Origin of the sequence: Microcoleus sp. Pol7_B2 (assembly GCF_036701035.1) — a bacterium.
Classification (GTDB): Bacteria; Cyanobacteriota; Cyanobacteriia; order Cyanobacteriales; family Microcoleaceae; genus Microcoleus.
The window spans coordinates 1-21,020 of record NZ_JAUBQB010000025.1 but is presented as its reverse complement, the minus strand read 5'-3'; the positions used below and the strand labels follow the sequence as shown (position 1 = coordinate 21,020).

The 21,020-nt window shown below is 48.1% G+C and carries 17 protein-coding genes and 1 riboswitch; of the genes, 7 read left to right on the top strand and 10 right to left on the bottom strand.

Features of this window, described 5'->3' with window-relative positions; genetic code table 11:
- Window positions 1-35: 35 nt before the first annotated feature.
- The 5 genes from QUA57_RS12220 to QUA57_RS12200 all read right to left on the bottom strand — a co-directional run bounded on the left by QUA57_RS12220 (window position 36) and on the right by QUA57_RS12200 (window position 4,793).
- Window positions 36-677, bottom strand: coding sequence for an urea amidolyase associated protein UAAP2 (locus QUA57_RS12220; RefSeq protein ID WP_333061019.1), 642 nt, complete (start codon window positions 675-677; stop codon window positions 36-38).
- A gap of 79 nt (window positions 678-756) precedes the next feature.
- A complete protein-coding gene (locus QUA57_RS12215) occupies window positions 757-1,488 on the bottom strand; it encodes an urea amidolyase associated protein UAAP1 (RefSeq protein WP_333061016.1) in 732 nt (243 codons plus the stop codon).
- 441 nt (window positions 1,489-1,929) lie between these two features.
- Window positions 1,930-2,706 carry an ABC transporter ATP-binding protein gene (locus tag QUA57_RS12210; protein ID WP_333061014.1) on the bottom strand — a complete coding sequence of 259 codons (777 nt, stop codon included), beginning with the start codon at window positions 2,704-2,706 and terminating at the stop codon, window positions 1,930-1,932.
- A gap of 60 nt (window positions 2,707-2,766) precedes the next feature.
- Window positions 2,767-3,618, bottom strand: a complete 852-nt coding sequence (locus tag QUA57_RS12205) for an ABC transporter permease (RefSeq protein ID WP_333061011.1) — start codon at window positions 3,616-3,618, stop codon at window positions 2,767-2,769.
- 107 nt (window positions 3,619-3,725) lie between these two features.
- Entirely contained in the window at window positions 3,726-4,793 is a 1,068-nt protein-coding gene (locus QUA57_RS12200) for an ABC transporter substrate-binding protein (protein WP_333061009.1), read from the bottom strand.
- Between the two features lie 144 nt (window positions 4,794-4,937).
- Window positions 4,938-5,092: riboswitch (guanidine-I (ykkC/yxkD leader) on the bottom strand.
- A gap of 611 nt (window positions 5,093-5,703) precedes the next feature.
- On the opposite strand from QUA57_RS12200, the gene atzF reads away from it, so the two are divergent.
- The 6 genes from atzF (at window position 5,704) to QUA57_RS12170 (ending at window position 12,633) form a co-directional block, all read left to right on the top strand.
- Complete coding sequence (atzF, locus tag QUA57_RS12195) at window positions 5,704-7,518, top strand: allophanate hydrolase (RefSeq protein WP_333061007.1); 1,815 nt, start codon at window positions 5,704-5,706, stop codon at window positions 7,516-7,518.
- Between the two features lie 40 nt (window positions 7,519-7,558).
- Complete coding sequence (locus tag QUA57_RS12190) at window positions 7,559-8,305, top strand: calcium-binding protein (RefSeq protein WP_333061005.1); 747 nt, start codon at window positions 7,559-7,561, stop codon at window positions 8,303-8,305.
- A 234-nt stretch (window positions 8,306-8,539) separates the two neighbouring features.
- Window positions 8,540-9,481 (top strand): tRNA pseudouridine(55) synthase TruB, encoded by a 942-nt coding sequence (truB, locus tag QUA57_RS12185; protein WP_333061004.1) that lies wholly within the window; start codon window positions 8,540-8,542, stop codon window positions 9,479-9,481.
- A 149-nt stretch (window positions 9,482-9,630) separates the two neighbouring features.
- On the top strand, window positions 9,631-9,861 hold the full coding sequence (gene yidD, locus QUA57_RS12180; RefSeq protein WP_333041356.1) for a membrane protein insertion efficiency factor YidD: 231 nt from the start codon (window positions 9,631-9,633) through the stop codon (window positions 9,859-9,861).
- A gap of 216 nt (window positions 9,862-10,077) precedes the next feature.
- On the top strand, window positions 10,078-11,292 hold the full coding sequence (locus QUA57_RS12175; protein ID WP_333041355.1) for a response regulator: 1,215 nt from the start codon (window positions 10,078-10,080) through the stop codon (window positions 11,290-11,292).
- 354 nt (window positions 11,293-11,646) lie between these two features.
- Window positions 11,647-12,633, top strand: coding sequence for a glycosyltransferase (locus QUA57_RS12170; RefSeq protein ID WP_333061003.1), 987 nt, complete (start codon window positions 11,647-11,649; stop codon window positions 12,631-12,633).
- A gap of 533 nt (window positions 12,634-13,166) precedes the next feature.
- On the opposite strand, the gene QUA57_RS12165 is transcribed toward QUA57_RS12170, so the two are convergent.
- The 3 genes from QUA57_RS12165 to QUA57_RS12155 form a co-directional block, all read right to left on the bottom strand.
- On the bottom strand, window positions 13,167-13,496 hold the full coding sequence (locus QUA57_RS12165; protein ID WP_006630924.1) for a HesB/IscA family protein: 330 nt from the start codon (window positions 13,494-13,496) through the stop codon (window positions 13,167-13,169).
- A gap of 139 nt (window positions 13,497-13,635) precedes the next feature.
- Complete coding sequence (locus QUA57_RS12160) at window positions 13,636-14,055, bottom strand: phosphomannose isomerase type II C-terminal cupin domain (protein WP_190693399.1); 420 nt, start codon at window positions 14,053-14,055, stop codon at window positions 13,636-13,638.
- Between the two features lie 324 nt (window positions 14,056-14,379).
- The gene (locus QUA57_RS12155; RefSeq protein WP_333061002.1) at window positions 14,380-14,640 is read right to left on the bottom strand and encodes a hypothetical protein; all 261 of its coding nucleotides are present in this window, start codon (window positions 14,638-14,640) and stop codon (window positions 14,380-14,382) included.
- A 417-nt stretch (window positions 14,641-15,057) separates the two neighbouring features.
- On the opposite strand from QUA57_RS12155, the gene gltB reads away from it, so the two are divergent.
- Window positions 15,058-19,644, top strand: coding sequence for a glutamate synthase large subunit (gene gltB, locus QUA57_RS12150; protein WP_333060999.1), 4,587 nt, complete (start codon window positions 15,058-15,060; stop codon window positions 19,642-19,644).
- Window positions 19,645-19,846: 202 nt separating this feature from the next.
- Here gltB and QUA57_RS12145 read toward each other — a convergent pair whose 3' ends face one another.
- Entirely contained in the window at window positions 19,847-20,134 is a 288-nt protein-coding gene (locus QUA57_RS12145; RefSeq protein WP_333060998.1) for a hypothetical protein, read from the bottom strand.
- A gap of 13 nt (window positions 20,135-20,147) precedes the next feature.
- The gene (locus QUA57_RS12140) at window positions 20,148-20,453 is read right to left on the bottom strand and encodes a hypothetical protein (RefSeq protein ID WP_333060997.1); all 306 of its coding nucleotides are present in this window, start codon (window positions 20,451-20,453) and stop codon (window positions 20,148-20,150) included.
- Window positions 20,454-21,020 lie beyond the last annotated feature (567 nt).

Sequence of the window (21,020 nt, the reverse complement as noted above, 5' to 3'; positions counted from 1 at the left end):
CCCCTGGCGGTTTCTGGTGGATATGCAGCTACAACCTATACCGCATCCCAAACAATCAACTGAATCGGCGTAGGATTGTAAGCATTGCAAGGATTGTTCATTTGCGGGCAGTTAGAAATAGCAACCAGCGCGTTCATTTCGGCTCGCAAATCAACTGTACTTCCCGGATCGGAGATGCCGTCAACAATTTCAAGCGTGCCATCTTCGCTAACGGGAACATTCATAAAGAAGTTGATATTGCTGACTAAATCTCGCTTGCCCAAACCGTAGGGAAGAATTGCGGCGAGGAAATTTTCAACACAGGCGTGCTGGTATTTTTTATCTAGTCCAAACCGCACCGAATTGCTTTCGCAGCTACAGGCACCGCCGGAGGTATCGTGCCGCCCGCAGGAGTCAGCAATTATGGTCATCATGGCTCGCCCTTCGTTGGAAATGAGTTGGCTGTTTGTAGTGACAAAGATGTTGCCTTGATTGACGATCGTATCGGGGGCGCTGTAGCGTTCGGAAGGGTCATCGGCATTGTAAACTAAAAAATCTACTGCTTGATTTCCGCCTAAATCTACAATGCGGAGAATCTGTCCTTTTTTGATGACGCGAGCCCAGGGATGTCTGGCGGGTAAAACTTCGTTATAAATTGCAGTTTTTGGATCGAGAAGTTGTTGGGTAGTTGCAGTCATGGTTCACTTTTTGTGATGGAAGTACAGAAGTTTTCACCGCAGATTGGTGCGGACAAGATTGAATTGTGTAATCGGGGGTTTATTGCACGAACAAAGCATCGGTGTTGATGAAGCCGCGCACGGCTTCCGGGTTGGCGGTGCGGCACAAGTCGTCTGGTGCGGGTGCGGGGGTTTTCACAATCTGAATTTGGATGGGTTTTGGATCGTAAATTGAAGCCGGATGCAGGATGTGGGGGCAGTTAGATATAACGGTCAATACGTTCATTTCGGCTCGCAAATCCATAAAACTACCCGGTTTTTCGCAGCCTTCGCGAAACTCCATCGTGCCGTCTGGTTTGACGGCAATGCGAGTAAATAAGTTAAGGTTGGGCATGATATCTTTTTTGCCCAATCCCCACCGAGTTAAGGCTTTGAGGAAGTTGTCGCGGGAGTTTTTCCAGTCTCCTTCGCCGTATTTTTTGGCATTGCTAACGGCGTTGCTGCATCCTCCTAGCAAATCGTGACAGCCGGAGGTGTCTTGGGTGATAGAAAATAGGATGCGTCCCATGTCTGTGTAGATCACCATGCCTTGTTTGAGAAAGGCGTTGAATTGAATTTTGGCGGTGTCTGCTGCGTTGAAACGTTCGATCGCATTGTCGGCGTTGTAGCACAGCATGGAAACGCCGCGAGAGCCTTCTAAATCGGTGATTCGCAGGGTGTTTCCCCGCTTGATGACCCCCGACCAGTACGCGCCGCCCGGTACGGTTTCTTGCATTAATACGAGGTCAGAATCAATTTCTGAGTTTGTGTCGATCGATGATAGTTGCACCATAAGTTCCTCTTGATGTATTTGGGGGGGTCAGCGAAACAAAACAATAGTATTTTGTAGTGGCAAAACTCACCCTCTCCCAAAGTAATATTTATCTCCACTGATATCTTGCACCATTCTCAAGAACGGGCAAGATGCCCGTTCCACAATAAAATTGAGTTTTGTGGAACGGGCATCTTGCCCGTTCCTAAATAGGTAATTGACAAGGGTGCAAGATGTTAAGTTTCCACTTACTTAGGTTGGCCGTTGTACTGTTGGCGCAGGTGCAAAAAGTGCAACTCCAAACCTATTTCTATTTAAGCAGCCATTGCAACTGCTTCCTGTCCGTTTACATCTTGCACCATTCTCAAGAACGGGCAAGATGCCCGTCCCACAAAGAGTGAGTTTTCTTGTGGGGTGGGCATCCTGCCCGCCCAAAAAGTGCAACTACAAACCTATTTCTATTTAAGCAGCCATTGCAACTGCTTCCTGTCCGTGTTTCCGCATCAAATCCATGAGTTCGTCGCGGTAATCGTGGAATTTGGCGTGGCGTTTAACGCTGGGAGTGCGATCGGGCAAATTAATCGACATTTCCTTTCTCACTGTACCGGGACGAGCGCCCAAAGCATAAATCCGATTGGAAAGAAACACCGCTTCTTCGACATCGTGGGTAATCATAAAGATTGTAATCTGAGTGCGGCGCCACAAATCGAGCATAAATTCGTGCATCGATTCTTTAGTGTGGATATCCAAGGCGCCGAAAGGTTCATCCATTAATAACACTTTAGGTTCAGAAGCGAGGGCGCGGGCGATCGCCACCCGCTGTTTCATCCCGCCCGACAATTCCTTCGGCAGCGACGAAGCAAACTGCGTCAATCCTACCACATTCAAATAATAGCTCGCTTGTTCGCGCCGCTTTTTCTTGGACACGCCTTGAAGTTTGAGGCCAAACTCGGCATTTTCCTGCACGTTCATCCAAGGATAAAGAGTGTAATGCTGAAATACCATACCTCGATCCGGCCCAGGCGCAACAACTTCCTTGCCGTCAATTTTCACTTCCCCTTTTGTCGGCTTGTCCAATCCCGCAATCTGCCTCAACAGAGTAGATTTGCCCGAACCGGATGCGCCTACCGCGCAGATAAATTCGCCTTGCTTGATGCTCATATTGATGTCCTTGAGGACAACTAATTTACCGTTTTTAGTTTCAAAATTTTTGTGCAGGTTGTTGATTTGTAGAAACATGACTTTATCCTCTGTATTGTAAGTAAAAAAAATGACACCATTCTGCCTTTTAACATCTGCTTACTGTTTCTGACTTGACCATTTACAAGAAACCCGCAGCAGATATTGAAAAAGCAAGTCAAAAGCCAGTCCGATCGCCCCAATGACAATCAGCCCCACAAATATTTCATCGGTTCGGAGAAATCGACCTGCGACGCTGATCCGGCGGCCTAATCCTTCGGTTGCAGCAATCAATTCCGAGACGATTACCAATTGCCAAGCCGCAGCTAGGTTGATGCGGCTAGCATCAAGAATTCCCGGCAAAACGTGGGGAAAAATAACTTGAGTGAGGATTTCCCAGCGATTGCCGCCCAACATATAAGTAGATTCGATCAAGTCTTTTGGCACAAACTTGACTGTATCCATCACCATCAGCGAATTGAAGAAAAAGACGCCGATGAAAATCAGGGTAATTTTGGGTTCTTCGCCGATTCCCAAGTAGAGAATTAGCAAGGGAATGAATGCTGGTGCGGGCATATATCGCATCAAGCCGAACATGGGTTCCAGCAAGGCGCGAATACTGGGAAAACTGCCCATCAGCACGCCAATTGGTATGGAAAAAACCAAGGCGAACAGAAAGCCCACTCCCACCCGCCACAAACTCGCTACCGTGTCTTTCAAAAGTTCGCGAGTGTTCCACAGCCGACCAAATGCCTCTAAAACTTTGCCGGGGGAAGGCAAAAATTTCGGGTCTACATCGGCGAAGGTTGTTACTAGCCACCACAGCAGCAGCGGCAGTGCGATCGATGTTACCGTTAACCCAATATTGAGGGGTTGTGGTATCTCTTCCGCAATCCGCCAGAAAACGGTGGGATTTAGGCTTTTTTGCTTGAGGTGGGATTGGATCGATCGGCGCTCGGGATTTGGTGGCATGATTTAATTGCAGAACAGTTGAGCGAGTAATGGAAGTAGATTTTGGGGATTATAAAAAGTATTTTTTTTTAGGTTTTTTGTGTCTGCACAATCGTAAATTATGCCTTTTAGCTTTTACCTTCGGAATAAGCTTTTATAAAGCGATCGTCAAATAATGTGCTGATATCGGGTTGGGTTTTTGCTAAATTTACATCTACGAGAAATTTAGTCATTTCGGCCGCAGCAAACTGTAATGATGTCATGTCGTTTCCCGGTTGAAAGGCTTTCAAGTTTTCCTCTATCGTAAATATCTTAGTGCCATTTTCATATTCTTTGTATTCCTCAACGCTGACTCCGGCGCGGTTTGCTAGAATTTCGTAAGATTTCTCTTTATTTGCTTTCATGTATTCCAATGTTGCGAACCATGAATTGACCAGGGCTTGCACTCGATCTGGGTGTTCGTTGATAAACTTGCGGGTGAATACCAAATGGTCGGAAATTGCCCCGGGAAAATCTTTTGAACTAAACAGTTCCTTGCTGTTCGAGCGTTTTAATGCCTGGGTGGTAAACGGCGCAAATACTGCCACTGCATCGACTTGCCCTCCGACGAAAGCCGCCGCAGCTTTGCCTGTTTCCAGGGGTACAAATTGAATGTCCTGCACTGATAAACCTGCTTTTCTCAGCCCTAACAGTAATAGAAAGTGATCGACTGTACCTTCCTCTGCTGCAACTTTCTTTCCTTTCAAGTCGGCAACGGAATTGATGCCTTCGGCGACAATTACTTTGTCATTTCCCGTCGAGTTGTCGTTGACTAAAACAATTACTTGATCGGCGCCGCCCGATATTGAGTTTACTGTATCGCCGAGGGTTTGGCTGTTAGCATCTATCTGTCCTGCTGTGAGGGTGCTGATCGATTCTAGGTAGCCGTCAAACCATTTTAAGTCTACAGGAACATTGTTGGCTTCAAATATTTTTTGTTCTTTGGCAATTTGCCAAGGAAACCAGCCGGGCCAGGCGCTGAATCCGAGGCGAACTGCGTTAGCACTTACTGAAGAAGCTGCTTCGGTTTCTGTCGTGGTTTTGATATAAATTGCCGGGTTGACGCAGCCGACAGCGAAAAACAAAGTGATGAAAAATAGGGCGCAGTAGGATAAGGGCGATCGCGTTATTTTTGGGGAGCAATATCGGATATTCATAGCATATTCTGGTTGCTGGTTAGAGGTGAATATGTCGATCGAGCTTTTGCACCTTCTTTGGCTTCCTTAGCTTCCGCAAACCCCCCTGATATACAAGGATAAAGCCCGAGAGCTAACGAACCGAGTCTTGATGACCGATCGCGTTTCTCCCGGGCTTTTATCCCGCCGTGTAACTGGCTAGTGTTTCCCTCAAATTAAGAAAATATTGGGGCAACCAGTCTGCTTCTCTCGGACCAGCACTTGAATTTTCTAAGCTGAGTTAGAAACTAATTCAAATCGGAACCCTAGAAGCGGTTAAATTTTTCGGTTTTTGTCTGTATAAGTCCTGTTTGCAACCCAAGGAGTTATTCAAGACTGTCCGTAACAGCAATGCACTTAGCTTTTTGAAAGGTAAGCATACTGTAGTTTGCAATCTTACTAGATTGCTACGTTTCAAACGGTAACAGCAAACTTGATGCGAAAATGTGTAAGATGTTACAAAAAACTGTTTTTCTGGAATTTATAAAATTAAAATTTTTGGAAGATTAAACCGGGCGGTGAGATGGGGCGATTGGAAATCGCGAAGTTTACCTGCACAAAAAGACGAAACCCGCAAGGTCAGGGTTGAATATTTATTGAGGAATACTTCGACCCCTAGACTAGATACAAGTACGATCGACAATGCGGTAAACTAACCTTCTATTTTTAATAACTGAGATGTTCCACCATTCTCAACAAGCCTTTTATGGGCGGGCAGGATGCCCACCCCACAAGAAGAAAGAAATAAACTCTTTGTGGAACAGGCCGGAAAGCCTGTTCTTGAGAATGGTACTCTTCGGTGAGTAATAACGATCGCCCAGCAAAGCCTGTAAACTCAATTGTTCAATCTAAAATCTAAAATCTAAAATCTAAAATCGACTGACGGTGCATTATGGAAAAATTTAACTACAGCAACAGTCTCGACATTCATTCGCTGCTCGATTGCTACCGCACCGGCTCGATCGCGCCTGCAGATGTAATCGCGAGCGTGTACGATCGGATCGAACGCTATGCAGATCCGGCGGTATGGATTTATTTAGCACCGCAGGCGGAAACCCTCGAACGCGCCAAAGCTCTGGAAAACCTAGACCCCCAACAATTGCCGCTCTACGGAATACCTTTTGCGATCAAAGATAATCTCGATTGGGCGGGCGTTCCGACTACGGCGGGATGTCCGCAGTTTGCTCGCACTCCAGTGCGATCGTCCGCAGTCGTAGAGCGCCTGTGCGCGGCAGGTGCGATCGCGATCGGCAAAACTAACATGGATCAGTTTGCCACAGGATTAGTCGGAACCCGCACGCCTTATGGAGTTTGTCGCAATCCCTTCGATTCTCGCTACATCCCGGGCGGATCGAGTTCCGGTTCCGCAGCAGCAGTCTCGGCCGGATTGGTGAGTTTTGCTCTGGGTACCGATACCGCAGGTTCGGGGCGGGTTCCCGCTGCTTTTACCAACATTGTCGGGCTGAAGCCAAGTTGCGGCTCGATCGGCACTCGCGGCCTGCTACCGGCGGTGCGATCGCTCGATTGCGTTTCTGTGTTCGCTCTCACCTGTGCAGATGCGGCCTCCGTACTGCAAGTAGCCAGCGGTTTTGACGCTGAGGATGCGTTTTCTCGTCGCCCTGAAACCAAAGTTTTGCCAGATTTATCCAGCTTGCGGGTGGGAGTTCCCGGCGACGGCGAACTCGAATTTTTCGGGAATGCAGAAGCCGAACAGCGCTACCGAGAGGCGATCGCGCGCTTGCAATCATTGGGCTGCACGATCGCACCTATTGACTTCAAACCCTTTGCGGATGCTGCCGAACTGCTCTACGGCGGGCCTTGGGTAGCAGAAAGGTTGGCCGCGATCGGCGATTTCCTCGACGCGCACCCAGAGGATATCGATCCGATTGTCTACGAAATTATCAGCGGCGGCAAACGCTACGATGCCGTCTCTGCCTACCGCGCGTCGTACCGGTTGGCCGAACTCCGCCAGATGGCAGAAATTCAGTGGCAGTCAATGGATGTGTTGGCGGTGCCGACGACAGGCACGATTTATACAGTCGCAGAAGTTGCAGCCGAGCCGATCGCGCTCAACACCAATCTCGGGCGCTACACGAACTTTACGAATTTGCTCGATTTGTGCGCGATCGCAGTTCCCAGCGGGTTTCAAAGCAGCGGATTGCCCGCAGGATTGACACTGATGGCTCCTGCGTGGCACGATTTATCGCTCTGCAGCCTGGGCTCTGCTTTCCACGATCGCTTGGGGGGAACTTTGGGCGCAACCGGCCTGCCGCTGCCAACCCTCCCGGAACCCGCCATCGCAGCCAAACCTGCCTCTGAAGAACGAGTCAAAATAGCCGTGGTTGGCGCTCATTTGAGCGGTGAGCCGCTGAATTATCAACTAATCGAGGGGGGAGGAATTTTGGTTCGCGCCTGCCGTACCAGCCCGATTTACAAGCTGTACGCTTTGACGGGTACAGCTCTGGGCAAGCCGGGATTGGTGCGTCAGATAGAGGGCGGTAGCGCGATCGAGGTGGAAGTTTGGGAGTTGTCGATCGCGGCTTTCGGCGGATTTGTCGCTAAAATTCCCCCGCCTTTGGGAATTGGTACGCTGGTGTTGGAGGATGGATCGACGGTGCAGGGCTTTTTGTGCGAACCTTATGCTGTGGCGGGTGCGATCGATATTTCTGAGCTGGGCGGTTGGCGAGCTTATAACTTCCGGTTTTAGGCTAAGTTAGAATGGCAAATTTATACCCATCTTCAGAATCATGCCATCATCAGTGCCAATTCGACCAATTCCCGTCACCACCCCAACCCCCACCGGCGGCGGTACCAGTCCCGGAGGGGCACCTGGCGGCACTCGCGGCACCAGCGGCCCCGACTCCCTCAGAGGTACTGCGGGCGGTAACTTGATATTTGGTTTGGGTGGCCCTGACAGCATTTTGGGCTTAGGCGCAGACGATTCCCTCTACGGCGGCGACGGCGATGACTCACTGCTGGGCGACGTTGGCAATGATTTGCTCTTCGGCGGTGCCGGCCGCGACAGCGTTTTGGGCGGCGCCGGCGGCGATACTTTCTACGGCGGCAAAGGTTCTGACTCAATGCTGGGCGACGAGGGTAATGATTTGCTGTTTGGCAACCAAGACACCGATACTTTGTTGGGAGGCGCGGGCGATGACTCGCTTTTTGGGGGTGCCGGCGATGACTCGCTGTTTGGTGGCATCGGCAATGACTGTTTATCGGGCGATCGCGGCCTAGATACTTTAACTGGCGGCGCCGGAAACGATACTTTTGCGATCGGGCGTTTGGCAGACGGGGATGTGATTACAGATTTTACTGATGGTACGGATCAAATTCGCTTGACTGCCGGCCTCACCTTTGGCGAACTCACCATTTCCGCTGGGGCCGGAACTTCCCCGAGTACAATTATTCAGCTTACAAACACCAAGGAAACTCTCGCTACTTTATTCGGAGTTGCCCGCGCTTCTATCAGTCAGGCAGACTTTATTCTTTAATGGGTAATAGGGAATTGGGAATTGGGTTGGCGGATACTTTGTAGTTTTAAGTTTTGAATGTTGAACTTTTTAACTCAAAACCGCTTTCCCGTTGCGAATAACGTTAGCTTTCGCGATGCGAAGGAAAGCAATCTCAGAACTTTTCATTTTCTTTTTTCCGGCTTCCTTCTTCCCTCTTCCTGACATCCGTTATATCCGTTACATCCCGTACATTGCTCGTTGCCGAACTTCCTAATGACTACTGACGGTTTTCTCAATCTCAACAAACCTACGGGCATGACATCTCACGACTGCGTGGGGCGAGTGCGCCGGCTATTGAAACTCAAGCGAGTCGGACACGGAGGAACCCTCGATCCTGCTGTGACTGGTGTTTTACCGATCGCCCTGGGCAAAGCAACCAGACTGCTACAATATCTCCAACACAATAAAGCTTACCGAGGCACGATTCGGTTTGGCTTAACTACTGCTACTGACGATTTAGAAGGAGAAATTATCCATTCTCGACCGGTGCCAGAGTTGAGTTTGGAAAAAGTGCAAGCTGCACTGCCAAAATTCCTAGGAAAAATCGAGCAATTTCCGCCGAGTTTTAGTGCGGTGCAGGTGGGAGGAAAACGCCTTTATGAGTTAGCTAGAAAAGGCGAAACTGTGGAAGTTGCTGCTAGAAATGTTGAGGTTTTTCGGCTGGAAATCTTAGATTGGCGGCCGGGGGATTTTCCTGAATTGGATTTGTCGATCGCCTGCGGGGCGGGTACTTACATTCGGGCGATCGCGCGGGATTTGGGTGCGGTGTTGAATACAGGCGGTACTTTGGCTTGTTTGACTCGCACCCAAAGTAGCGGTTTTTCGATCGACCAAAGTCTCAGTTTTGAACAATTGGAATTGCAATTGCAGGAGAATAAATTCTGCCCGATTTTGCCATCGGCGGTTTTGGGACATTTAGGCGCGATCGTCCTTTCCCCTGAATATACCAAACGCTGGTTTCAAGGACAGCGCCTCCCGATTCCCGAAACACCCATAGGGGGAGAGGAGGACAGTAGGAACAATCCCCGCGACAACCCAATACCCCAACCTCCCTATCCGTTGCAGGTTTACGATCGAGACGGTAATTTTTTAGGTATCGGTCAAGTAGCGAACTCAGAGACAAGTACCATATTATCTCCTCAAATTGTGCTTTAACTATCTAAAATAAAAATGAAAATAGGTATAATTGGTACGGGAAAAGTTGGCGGAACTCTAACCGCTGGGAATGCTCTCGATTCACCTAGCTTACAGCGGTATGGGACGAGATTGGCTTATTAATCTAATCAATCGCTGAGGTAAAAATTGTGAAAATATTGCTTATTGGATTAATCCGAGGCTACAAAATGGGGATTTCTCCTTACCTGCCTAACGCCTGTAGATTTCAGCCAACTTGTTCGCAATACGCGATCGAAGCAATAGAAAGATTTGGGCCGGCCCGTGGCAGCTCGATGGCGGTTAAGCGAATTTTGCGCTGTCATCCTTTTCATCCAGGGGGTTTCGATCCAGTACCTCCTAAAGATAGCGAGGGGAATTAGTTATTAGTTAGAAGCCGGATTTTAGTTATTACTTAATAGTGCAAATAGGCGTTGCATCCTCCTGGCTAAAACTACCGAGGGGAATCACTCCCTAAGAGGGTTAAATTCGCACAAGTAGTGGTGTTTCTTAACCCAACTTCAGTAATATTACTGTTATCTTTCAAAACTCAGCAGCTATATAATGGTACAAACAGAGTACAGGGGATGCGAGTTGATATGTCTGCTACCGCAATCGGATACAAAATGTTGTCCCATACTCTGGCTGTACTCAGCCAGAAACAAGCAACAGGGAAACTGGTGTTAGAGCAAGGGGAACAACAGTGGCAACTTTACTTTTTTCAGGGTAGTTTGGTGTATGCCACGGGAGGAGCGCACAGAGCGAGACGCTGGTACAGGGCGATTGGGCAACACTGTCGAAACTTTCAAGTGGATCTCAGAGACCTCGATGCTGGAGAACTGTGGGAATATCAACTGCTTCAGCGAGGGATAGCAGCCAGCGAAATGAGCCTGGAACAAGCTAGGGCGATAGTCCACACCAGCCTTTCCGAAGTGTTATTTGCTGTGATCGGTCAATCGGGTTTGCGCCGGGAGTGGCGTCCGTCCCAGAAATATTTTTCTACAATTACCTCTTCTTTGCTGCTGTCTTTAACAGAAGTAGAGAAAATTCTGTGTTGTACAGAAGAAATTTGGCAGAAGTGGAAAGCAATGGGTTTGTGGCTGGTAGATCCAGAACAAGCACCACTTTTAAAAGCATCAGCCCAGTTGCAGCAAAATCGATTTAGCTCTAATTCTTTGATCGCTTTGGGTAACGTATTCAACGGCGAGAATACTCTTTGGGATATTGCATTTAAGAAAAAGCAGTGCGTGACAGTGGCAACTCGCGCTTTAGTTAATTACATCAAACAGGGTTTAGTAAATTTCCGAACAGTACCAGACTTACCGTCGCCTATAGAACAGTGGCGCCTTGCCGCAGCGATGGCCGGGGCGGGTCGCCCTTTGATTGCCTGTATCGATGACAGTCCGACAGTTTGCGAATTTTTAGAACAAATTTTATTGCCGGAGGGGTATCGAGTCCTAAAAATTCAAGACCCCATGCAGGGAGTGGGCCTCCTCGCCAAACAAAAGCCTGCTTTAATTTTTATGGACGTGGTGATGCCGAAGACAAGTGGCTTTGCTTTGTGCAATTTTTTGCGAAAAACACCTGCTTTTCGCGAAACTCCGATTGTGTTTTTGACCAGTCAAGACAGTATAATTGACCGCACGCGAGCGAAATTGACAGGTGCTTCCGATTTTTTGAGGAAGCCAGCCAATCCCGAACAGGTTTTGCAAATAGTTGACAAGTATTTGAAGGTAAAAGGCGATGGCCACCCTTCAGCAATTCGCCCCCAAGATATACTCCATTCACGACAACTTACCCTGGCAAATTCTTGAACCCAAATTATGCGGATCAAGCGTCACTTATCGGGCGCGTGAGCCTCCGGGGCACCCGATAAGTATTGTAAAATAAAGACGCCACCGAATTTTACCAATAAATCTTGTAGGGGCGGTTGCATGGTTTTGCTTGATTTTAAAGCCAAGATTTCCCTAAACCTGCTCAGCGGGTATTGATTCTAATATCTGTTCCAACCTGTTAACAAAAATAATGCAACTGTAGGCAAGTTTCCAGCCAGAGGCTCATCAGTTATTTCCAGTTTTTTAATCTAAAATCTAAAATCTAAAATCTAAAATCTAAAATCTAAAATCTAAAATCTAAAATGGTATAATCCATAAAACTTGATATTAATTATGAGCGATCGCACCCCGCAGGTGAGCGTAGTAATTCCGGCTTACAACTGTGCTGCTTACGTCGGCCAAGCCGTAGATAGCGTTCTGCACCAAACCTATACTAACTGGGATATTATTGTCGTAGACGACGGCTCCCGAGACGATACCAAGTTAGTTTTAGAGAAATATGGCGATCGAATTCGCTACATTTACCAACAAAATCAAGGAGTTTCGATTGCCCGAAATCACGGCATCGAGCTATCGCGAGGAGAATTTATCGCTTTTCTCGATGCTGACGACTACTTTTTACTCGACAAATTAGCAGCACAAATGGCTGTATTTGCAGCGAAACCACATCTAGGAATAGTCCACAGCGGCTGGCGTCTAGTTAATAGTATAGGCGAACCGTTAAAAGATGTCAAACTCTGGCAAAATGTCCCTAAATTAGACTTAGAAATGTGGCTGCGGTGGAAACCAGTATTACCCAGCGCGATGGTATTTCGCCGTCAGTGGTTAGAGCGCGCCGGCGGATTTGATCCTCGATTTCCACCGGCGGAAGATACAGATTTAGTGCTGCGTTTAGCCTTAATGGGATGCGAAGCAGAGTGGTTGCAGCAAGTAACTGTTTGCTACCGCCAGCACGAGCAAAGCGCCATGTACAAAGGCTTACCGCAGGCTAAATCCCTCGCCGCAGTCATGGACAATTTTTTTGCCCGCCCCGAATTGCCCGATAAAATACGTTTGTTGGAAAAGCAAATCAAGTACAGTACCTTAGTTTGGATTGCTTGGTATTTGTACCGCACCGGTCATTCTGTTGAGATGGTAGAGTTTTTGCAGCGTTCTTGGAATTATACGCCTTATTTGCCTGTGGAAACAGTAATTAATTGGGCGGAAGCTTTCGCCGAGTTTTCGCAGGATGCGGGAAATGAATTCGATGCAGATTTATTAGCTCAATCTGCAGAGTGGCAGCAGTTAATGCAGTGGACTATTCTCGGTACGCCAGCTTGATTGTGTTGATAGTCGATCGAGCTTGTATGTCATTTCTGGTTGATTCGTGATAGTATAATTGCGATCGTAAAAGCAGATTTTACTAACCATCTATAGCGCTTCTCACGGAGGTGAGATACACCTAATTGTCCTCATCAAGGATATATTATGTGGTGCTGATTTGTAGGTGCGGAACTGTTAGATGTTCGATGACACTTGCAGAGTGTTTCGGGCGACGCACGCACCTTACCATAATGGTTTTCTAGGAACTGAGGTATATAGGACTTACGCAACTGGCACATTAAACAAAGGTATGTAGTTGCGCTTTAGCGCTCTTCTCTAAGTTAAGAGCGCTGAAGCGCAACTACATACCTAAATTTCAAACTCTATTTGTGACAGTTGGCTTTAGTCCTAATGGGGTAAGTATTTGGAGTTATGAGTTCGATATTACCGTCAATTCCTAATCCTGAACAGGCGTCGAGATTGGTAGTCTCGATCGGCTTATTTGAAGGTTTTTTGGACTTTTTATAAGTCTTTGAGTGTCATCCTATAGATTATTCCTTAGCCGAAAAGGAGTTGCCGCAGCTACAGCTTTGGGCGGCATTGGGATTGTGAAATCGGAAACCTCCGCCCATCAAGTCTTCTGAATAATCCAAGGTGAGCTCATTGAGATATTTTAAGTGCTGGGGGTCGATCGCAACTTCAATTCCCTCCGACTCGCATACAGCGTCTTCTGGGGCGGGCGCATCGTCAAATGCCATTGTATAAGACAAACCGGAGCAGCCGCTCGATTCCACGCCCAGACGAAATAAAGCATTGGGGTTCGGATGCTTCGACTTGAGGCGCGTTACTTCTGTTGCTGCTGTTTTGCTCAGATGAATCATTATGAGTAATTGGTAATTGGTAATTGGGAAGTAATGTTGAGTTTTGAAAATGTAGAATGTGCCTAGGCGTGTAACTTACCCGGAGAATGTAAAGTGCGCCGAACCGCGCACCTTACCCCTATATTTTTAGCAACTTGAGTTACTTAGCCTTTTCATTACGAGCATAATCGTCTTGAAAGCGGATAATATCATCTTCTCCGAGATATTCGCCATTCTGCACCTCAATTAAAACCAGGGGGATAACTCCCGGATTTTCCAGGCGGTGAGAAGTGCACTGAGGAACGTAGGTAGACTGATTTGTAAACAGAACTTGTTCAGTTTCGCCACAAGTAACTTTTGCAGTACCAGAAACCACAATCCAGTGTTCGCTGCGGTGGTGGTGCATTTGCAGGCTGAGGCGGTGTCCCGACTTAACTTCGATCCGCTTAATTTTATATCCTGGGCCTTCTTCTAGAGTCGTAAAGGAGCCCCAAGGCCGCAATTCTGTAGCGGCTATTCCGTTGGGTGCTGCAGGTGCGTGCAGGGTAGATACTTGAGAAATTTCTTGAATCTGAACCATGATTTTCACTCCTTGAGGATTGCTTGCGGAATCCTTTGGTAAACGACGTTGTTTTTTGAGATTAACTAATCTATAGTTAAAACCGAAGCCCACCTGCGGGGACTGGTTAGCCGACTGTAGAGTTTTGCAAGAGTTGTGCTCAGCCCGATCGACTTGCCTTAACAACCATAGCAAAACCAACATAGCTGTTGTCACCTGATATTTGCTTGATCGCCCCAATCTACATCAAATCTTCATAGAAAGGGCGCTGGTTCTTGAATATTGATTAAAGGTGAATCCTAATCCAGCTCTTGAGACTGCTGTTGCAAAACTTCTAGCATCTGGTTAGAGACCCTCTGGGATGAAACCTGGTTGAATAGTTAGACTTGAATAAGTTTGGCTAAGTTCTGTGAAGCAGTGATAAGTGAAGCAAATGTCGTAGAGTTTTTTCAATTCTGCAACCAGGGTGGGAGAAAGCGGCCGAAAGCTATCTAACCATGCTTTGAGTTGATCGACTTTTTGCAATTTTTCAGAAATACTCATTACTGTAGAGAAGGCCAAATGCTGCTGGAGAATGTCACCCAGACGCTGAGGATACAGTCGCATTAACAATGCTATAAACTCATTTCTCAAGAACAGGCTTTCCGGCCTGTTCCACAGAGAGTAAATTTTGTGGGCTGGGCCGGAAACCCCGCCCTTGAAAAGCTTATTAACAAGGTGCAAGATGTGAGTTGGTATCGGAATTACTCATCTCTCTTCTCTTCTTCTGCGCTCTCTGCGGCCTCTGCGGTTTAATAATTCACATAATCGAAGAGTCTTTAAGCATAAATCTTTAACCTCCGGGTTCCCTAGTTAAGTTATCGGCTTTAACTATTTTTTTACGCTTGATCGAATAAGCTTTGATTTTTGGGTACATCTACCCAATTGAGTAGATCCACATATAATACATGATACTAGAGCGATCGGCATCCCATCCTCTACTCTAGATCAACATCTTTTCGCCACTTTGACAGGAGCATCAAAATGAACAGCAACGGACTGCCACAAAAGCAAGGTCTGTACGATCCGCAGTTCGAGCACGACGCTTGCGGAGTCGGATTCATCGTACACATGAAGGGTAACAAATCCCACGAAATTGTCGAGCAGGCACTGACAATCCTCTTGAACCTCGACCACCGGGGCGCGTGCGGCTGCGAACCCAACACCGGAGACGGGGCGGGGATTTTGATGCAAGTACCCCACAAGTTTCTGAAGAAAGTAACTGCGGCCCTAAACATCGAACTTCCCGAAGCCGGCGAGTACGGCGTTGGCGCGATTTACTCGTCGCCCAATCAAACTGAACGCGAAAACGCCAAACGCATTTTTGAGGAAATCGCGGCAGAAGAAGGCCAGGAAGTGCTGGGCTGGCGCGATGTGCCCACCGACAACTCGTCCCTCGGCGACACCGCCAAATCTAGCGAACCCTTCATGCAGCAAGTGTTCCTCCGGCGCGCCGCAGGTATCGATGAGGCGGCTTTCGAGCGGAAACTGTACGTCATCCGCAAACGGGCTCACAATGCCATCCGCAGGACTAACACAGACCCATACTGGTATAATTCCACACTCTCCTGCCGGACGATCGTCTACAAGGGTATGTTAATGCCGGTGCAAGTGGGAGATTACTATCCCGAACTGCACGACCCCGACATGGAAAGCGCTCTAGCCCTGGTTCACTCGCGCTTCAGCACGAATACTTTTCCGAGTTGGGAACGATCGCACCCTTACCGCTACATCGCTCACAACGGCGAAATTAACACGATGCGCGGCAACATTAACTGGATGCACGCGCGGCAATCGCTGTTCGAGTCGGAACTATTCGGCGATGACTTAAAGAAAATCCCCAATTTAATCAATATCGAAGGCAGCGACTCGACGATTTTTGACAATGCTTTGGAATTGCTGACTTTGGCTGGGCGTTCTTTGCCGCACGCTGTAATGATGATGATTCCGGAACCTTGGACAGCCCACGAGTCGATGAGTGACGAGAAAAAAGCTTTCTACGAATACCATTCTTGCTTGATGGAACCTTGGGACGGCCCAGCTTCGATCGCCTTTACCGATGGTACTTCGATCGGGGCCGTGCTCGATCGCAACGGTTTGCGCCCTTCCCGCTACTGCGTCACCAAAGATGACTTGGTAATTATGGCATCGGAAGCGGGAGTTTTGCCGATCGCCCCAGAACGAATTGCATCCAACGGCCGCTTGCAACCGGGGCGGATGTTTCTGGTAAATACCGAGGAAGGCCGCATCGTCTCTGATGAGGAAATTAAAACCAAAATCGCCACAGAACACCCGTACCGCGAGTGGATCGACCAGCACATGGTCGAAATCGCCAAACTCAAAGATGCGCCGGCAGTAGCAGAATCTCATCCCGAAACATTATTGCAGCGGCAAATGGCCTTTGGCTACACCTTTGAAGAACTGCGGTTGCTGTTAGCGCCGATGGCGAAAGATGGCGTGGAAGCTGTCGGCGCGATGGGTGCGGATACGCCGCTGGCGGTGCTTTCCAACCGCCCAAAACTGCTTTACGAATACTTCCAGCAGTTGTTTGCTCAAGTTACCAATCCGCCGATCGATTCTATCCGCGAAGAAATTGTAACTTCTGCCGAAACTACGATCGGCGCTGAACGCAATTTGCTCAAACCGGAACCGGAAAGCTGTCATTTGATTGAACTTAAAACGCCAATTCTCAGCAATGAAGAATTAGCTAAGCTCCAACACGTAAATGAGGGCAATTTCAAGTCACTCACCGTGCCGATTTTGTTTGACCCCAAAAGCGGTGTAAAAGGTCTAGAACAGGCGTTAGAAGAGGTTTTTGCAGCAGCAGACAGCGCGATCGCTTCAGGGGTGAATATCATCCTTTTGAGCGATCGGGGTATCAGTCCAGACAAAGCCCCAATTCCGGCGCTGCTGGCAGTTGCGGGCCTGCACCACCACTTGATCCGTAAAGGTACGCGCACGCGGGCAGGACTCGTGCTCGAATCCGGCGAACCGAGGGAAGTGCATCACTTTGCGACACTTATTGGATATGGTTGCGGCGCGATTAATCCGTATTTGGCCTTTGAGACGATCGCCGATTCGATCCGCGAAGGATTGCTGCTAAATGTCGAGTACAAAACAGCTTGCAAAAACTACATCAAAGCCGCAACTAAAGGCGTGACGAAAGTTGCCTCGAAAATTGGGATTTCCACAATTCAAAGCTATCGCGGCGCGCAGATTTTTGAGGCGATCGGCTTAAACAAATCTGTAGTCGATAAATACTTTGCTTGGACGGCCTCGCGGATTGAAGGTGTAGACCTCGAAGTCATCGCCCAAGAAGCCATTTTGCGCCACAATCACGCATTCCCCGATCGCCCTTCCAGCGGACATACTCTCGATGTTGGCGGCGAATATCAGTGGCGGAAAGAAGGCGAAGCGCATTTGTTTAGTCCGCAGACAATTCACGCGCTGCAAAAGTCGGTGCGCGAGGGCAGTTATACGCTTTTCAAACAGTATTCTGGGCTGGTAAACGAACAAAACCAGCAGCATTTTACCCTGCGCGGTTTGCTGCAATTCAAGCAGCGGGAATCGATACCCATTGAGGAAGTTGAGCCGATCGAATCTATTCTCAAACGCTTTAAAACTGGGGCGATGAGTTACGGTTCGATTTCTAAGGAAGCCCACGAATCGCTAGCAGTAGCGATGAACCGCATTGGTGGCAAATCGAACACCGGTGAAGGCGGCGAAGATCCGGAACGCTACACTTGGACGAACGATCGCGGCGACTCGAAAAACAGCGCGATCAAACAAGTTGCTTCCGGGCGTTTCGGCGTTACCAGCTTGTACCTTTCCCAAGCGCGGGAACTGCAAATCAAGATGGCGCAAGGCGCGAAACCCGGTGAAGGCGGACAGTTGCCCGGTAAAAAAGTATACCCGTGGATTGCGAAGGTGCGGAACTCGACTCCGGGTGTGGGTTTGATTTCGCCTCCTCCTCACCACGACATTTATTCGATCGAAGATTTGGCCGAATTGATTCACGACTTGAAAAATGCCAACCGGGAAGCGCGGATCAGCGTCAAACTCGTGTCGGAAGTTGGAGTCGGGACGATCGCGGCGGGTGTTGCTAAGGCCCACGCCGATGTCGTGTTGATTTCCGGCTACGACGGCGGTACGGGCGCGTCGCCGCAGACTTCGATCAAACACGCGGGTTTACCTTGGGAATTGGGACTGGCGGAAACTCACCAAACTTTGGTACTCAACAATCTCCGCAGCCGGATTGTCGTGGAAACTGACGGTCAAATGAAAACTGGCCGCGATGTAGTAATTGCTGCACTGCTTGGCGCTGAGGAATTCGGTTTTGCTACCGCGCCGCTGGTGACATTGGGCTGCATTATGATGCGCGTTTGCCACCTGAACACTTGCCCGGTGGGTGTGGCAACGCAAGACCCGCTGCTGCGGAAAAACTTTACCGGCGACCCAGAGCACACGGTAAACTTTATGACTTTCATCGCGCAGGAAGTCCGGGAAATTATGGCGCAGTTGGGCTTCCGCACGCTGAATGAAATGGTTGGCCGCACAGATGTTCTGGAACCTCAGCAAGCTGTGGAACACTGGAAGGCTAAGGGTTTGGATTTCTCGAAAATCCTTTATCAGCCCGAGGTTGGGGCGGATGTCGGGCGCTATTGTCAGATGGCGCAGGATCACGGTTTAGAAAAGTCCCTGGATATGACTGTGTTGTTGGATTTGTGCAAAGGTGCGATCGAAAACGGTGAAAAGGTACACGCCAAACTGCCAATTACCAACATCAACCGGGTTGTCGGCACAATTCTGGGCAACGAAATCACCAAACGCAACTGGGAAGGTTTGCCGGATGACACGGTGCACCTGCACTTCCAAGGCAGCGCTGGGCAAAGCTTTGGGGCTTTTGTGCCCAAGGGTGTCACCCTGGAGCTCGAAGGCGAAGCTAACGACTATTTGGGCAAAGGGCTCAGCGGCGGCAAGATTATCTTGTATCCGTCGCCAGCTTCCACCTTTGTCGCAGAAGAAAACGTGATTGTCGGTAACGTAGTGCTTTACGGCGCGACATCCGGCGAGGTTTTCATCCGAGGGATGGCGGGCGAACGTTTTGGGGTGCGTAACTCCGGCGTGAATGCAGTAGTTGAAGGTGTGGGCGATCACGGTTGCGAGTACATGACTGGCGGCAAAGTTGTAGTTTTGGGTGAAACCGGGCGCAATTTTGCAGCGGGTATGAGTGGCGGTGTTGCTTACATTTTGGATGAAGCGGGCGATTTTGCTACTCGCTGCAATATGTCGATGGTGGACTTGGAAAAATTGGAGGATGCTGAGGAAATTAGCGATTTGCGGCAGTTAATTCAGACTCACGTTGATTTGACTGGAAGTGCGAAAGCATCGAAGGTTCTGGCTGCGTGGGATGAGATGGTGCCGGTGTTTGTGAAGGTGATGCCGAGGGATTACAAGCGGGTGTTGCAGGCTATTGAAAGGGCGATCGCATCTGGTTTAAGCGGTGATGATGCGCTGACGGCTGCGTTTGAAGAAAATGCTCGCGATGTGGCCCGAATTGGCGGCAGCTAGTCTAAGAAACCGGGTTTCTGCGATAATCTTGGCATCACCACCGAGATTTAGGAAGAAACCCGGTTTCTGAACCCCCGCGCCTAGTCCAAGAAACCGGGTTTCTGCGACAATCTTGGAATCCCCACCAAGATTTAGGAAGAAACCCGGTTTCTGACTGCGGCGCGATCACCCCCAATCCAAGAAACCAGGTTTCTGCGATAATTTAAGCATTCTCACCGAGATTTTGGTGAGAAACCCGGTTTCTGACTTCCCCGGTTTCTGAAGTTGATAGATTAACTAAATTTTGAATAAATATAGCCACAATATTATTGAACCAACCACTAACCTCCTTACAAATTTCTATCTCATCATCTGAGATGTCAATGTCAGATACCTTCTTAGGATGAGTAATTCTGTTCCGAATTGCAATAGCTGTTTGAAATTTTTTCCATGTAGTTGTTCCAATTCCAAGTTCAAGCTGCATTTTCAACAGACGGTTAACAACCTTCACTGTAAAAATAAGATTATCGGAAAGCCTCAGAAATTTTGTTTGAATAGATAGATGTTTCGCCATTACCTTTTAGACCATAACTTTCATCGGCAAGCATGGCATATTCTGCAATAGTCATTTGCAGAACTCCATTACGTGATTTTGCTTTAAGGCAAGTTTGCTTAATCAGCCAAATTATTCCTTCTATAGAAGCAAAAATGCTGCGGATGTATGCACGCCGAAAAAATTGCGTATTCGGCTCCTTATTAAGCAAAGCCTCTGCTTCTCCAGCATCTTCAAGAAGCTTTAACATTGGCTCTGTTATGTCTCCTAATTTCATTCTGACTTCACCTAGCACCCATCTTTTTGTAGTGTATGACCGAGTGGACTGGCTTACCAGTTCAGCAACTACACGCATAGCAATAAATACTGAGCTTCACCATAACCATACTGTTATAGATAACTTTTAGCAATTCTCTAGCGGAAAACAACAGCCATGAACTTCTGTCTCGCAAATTTTTTTTCAGCCAGGCCCTCACTAACAAATCAGCAAGCTAACTACATATTGATTTACATTTGCGTGACAAACACCTATTTTACCGTAAATTACCGCATATTTTATTTTCTGTCAATACCTACTCAAAAAATATTGATGATTTTCTAGTATAGACTACGCTACCTGAAAGTTCTTTTCGAGCGCCAACTCGGTTAGACAGACCTACAGTTAGATTTGTTAATAGTTTTGCTGCATAACTATAGGGAATTGTACAATAGATAAACTAATCGAGTCTCCAAACTAATCAAGCGGATTTTAACCGAGTATCTATAATTCAATACGGTTCAGTTAAGGCTCAAACCCTGGTAAATTAGGTATTGTTTCCAAAAATGGAGAGTAAGTTAGCGTGCA

Coding starts and splice junctions, on each gene's coding strand:
- QUA57_RS12175 (WP_333041355.1), top strand. CDS start 10,078: ATGTCTGCTACCGCAATCGGATACAAAATGTTGTCCCATACTCTGGCT.
- QUA57_RS12210 (WP_333061014.1), bottom strand. CDS start 2,706: ATGTTTCTACAAATCAACAACCTGCACAAAAATTTTGAAACTAAAAAC.
- QUA57_RS12165 (WP_006630924.1), bottom strand. CDS start 13,496: ATGATTCATCTGAGCAAAACAGCAGCAACAGAAGTAACGCGCCTCAAG.
- gltB (WP_333060999.1), top strand. CDS start 15,058: ATGAACAGCAACGGACTGCCACAAAAGCAAGGTCTGTACGATCCGCAG.
- QUA57_RS12170 (WP_333061003.1), top strand. CDS start 11,647: ATGAGCGATCGCACCCCGCAGGTGAGCGTAGTAATTCCGGCTTACAAC.
- QUA57_RS12215 (WP_333061016.1), bottom strand. CDS start 1,488: ATGGTGCAACTATCATCGATCGACACAAACTCAGAAATTGATTCTGAC.
- QUA57_RS12220 (WP_333061019.1), bottom strand. CDS start 677: ATGACTGCAACTACCCAACAACTTCTCGATCCAAAAACTGCAATTTAT.
- truB (WP_333061004.1), top strand. CDS start 8,540: ATGACTACTGACGGTTTTCTCAATCTCAACAAACCTACGGGCATGACA.
- QUA57_RS12140 (WP_333060997.1), bottom strand. CDS start 20,453: ATGAAATTAGGAGACATAACAGAGCCAATGTTAAAGCTTCTTGAAGAT.
- QUA57_RS12200 (WP_333061009.1), bottom strand. CDS start 4,793: ATGAATATCCGATATTGCTCCCCAAAAATAACGCGATCGCCCTTATCC.
- QUA57_RS12205 (WP_333061011.1), bottom strand. CDS start 3,618: ATGCCACCAAATCCCGAGCGCCGATCGATCCAATCCCACCTCAAGCAA.
- atzF (WP_333061007.1), top strand. CDS start 5,704: ATGGAAAAATTTAACTACAGCAACAGTCTCGACATTCATTCGCTGCTC.
- QUA57_RS12190 (WP_333061005.1), top strand. CDS start 7,559: ATGCCATCATCAGTGCCAATTCGACCAATTCCCGTCACCACCCCAACC.
- QUA57_RS12155 (WP_333061002.1), bottom strand. CDS start 14,640: ATGCGACTGTATCCTCAGCGTCTGGGTGACATTCTCCAGCAGCATTTG.
- QUA57_RS12160 (WP_190693399.1), bottom strand. CDS start 14,055: ATGGTTCAGATTCAAGAAATTTCTCAAGTATCTACCCTGCACGCACCT.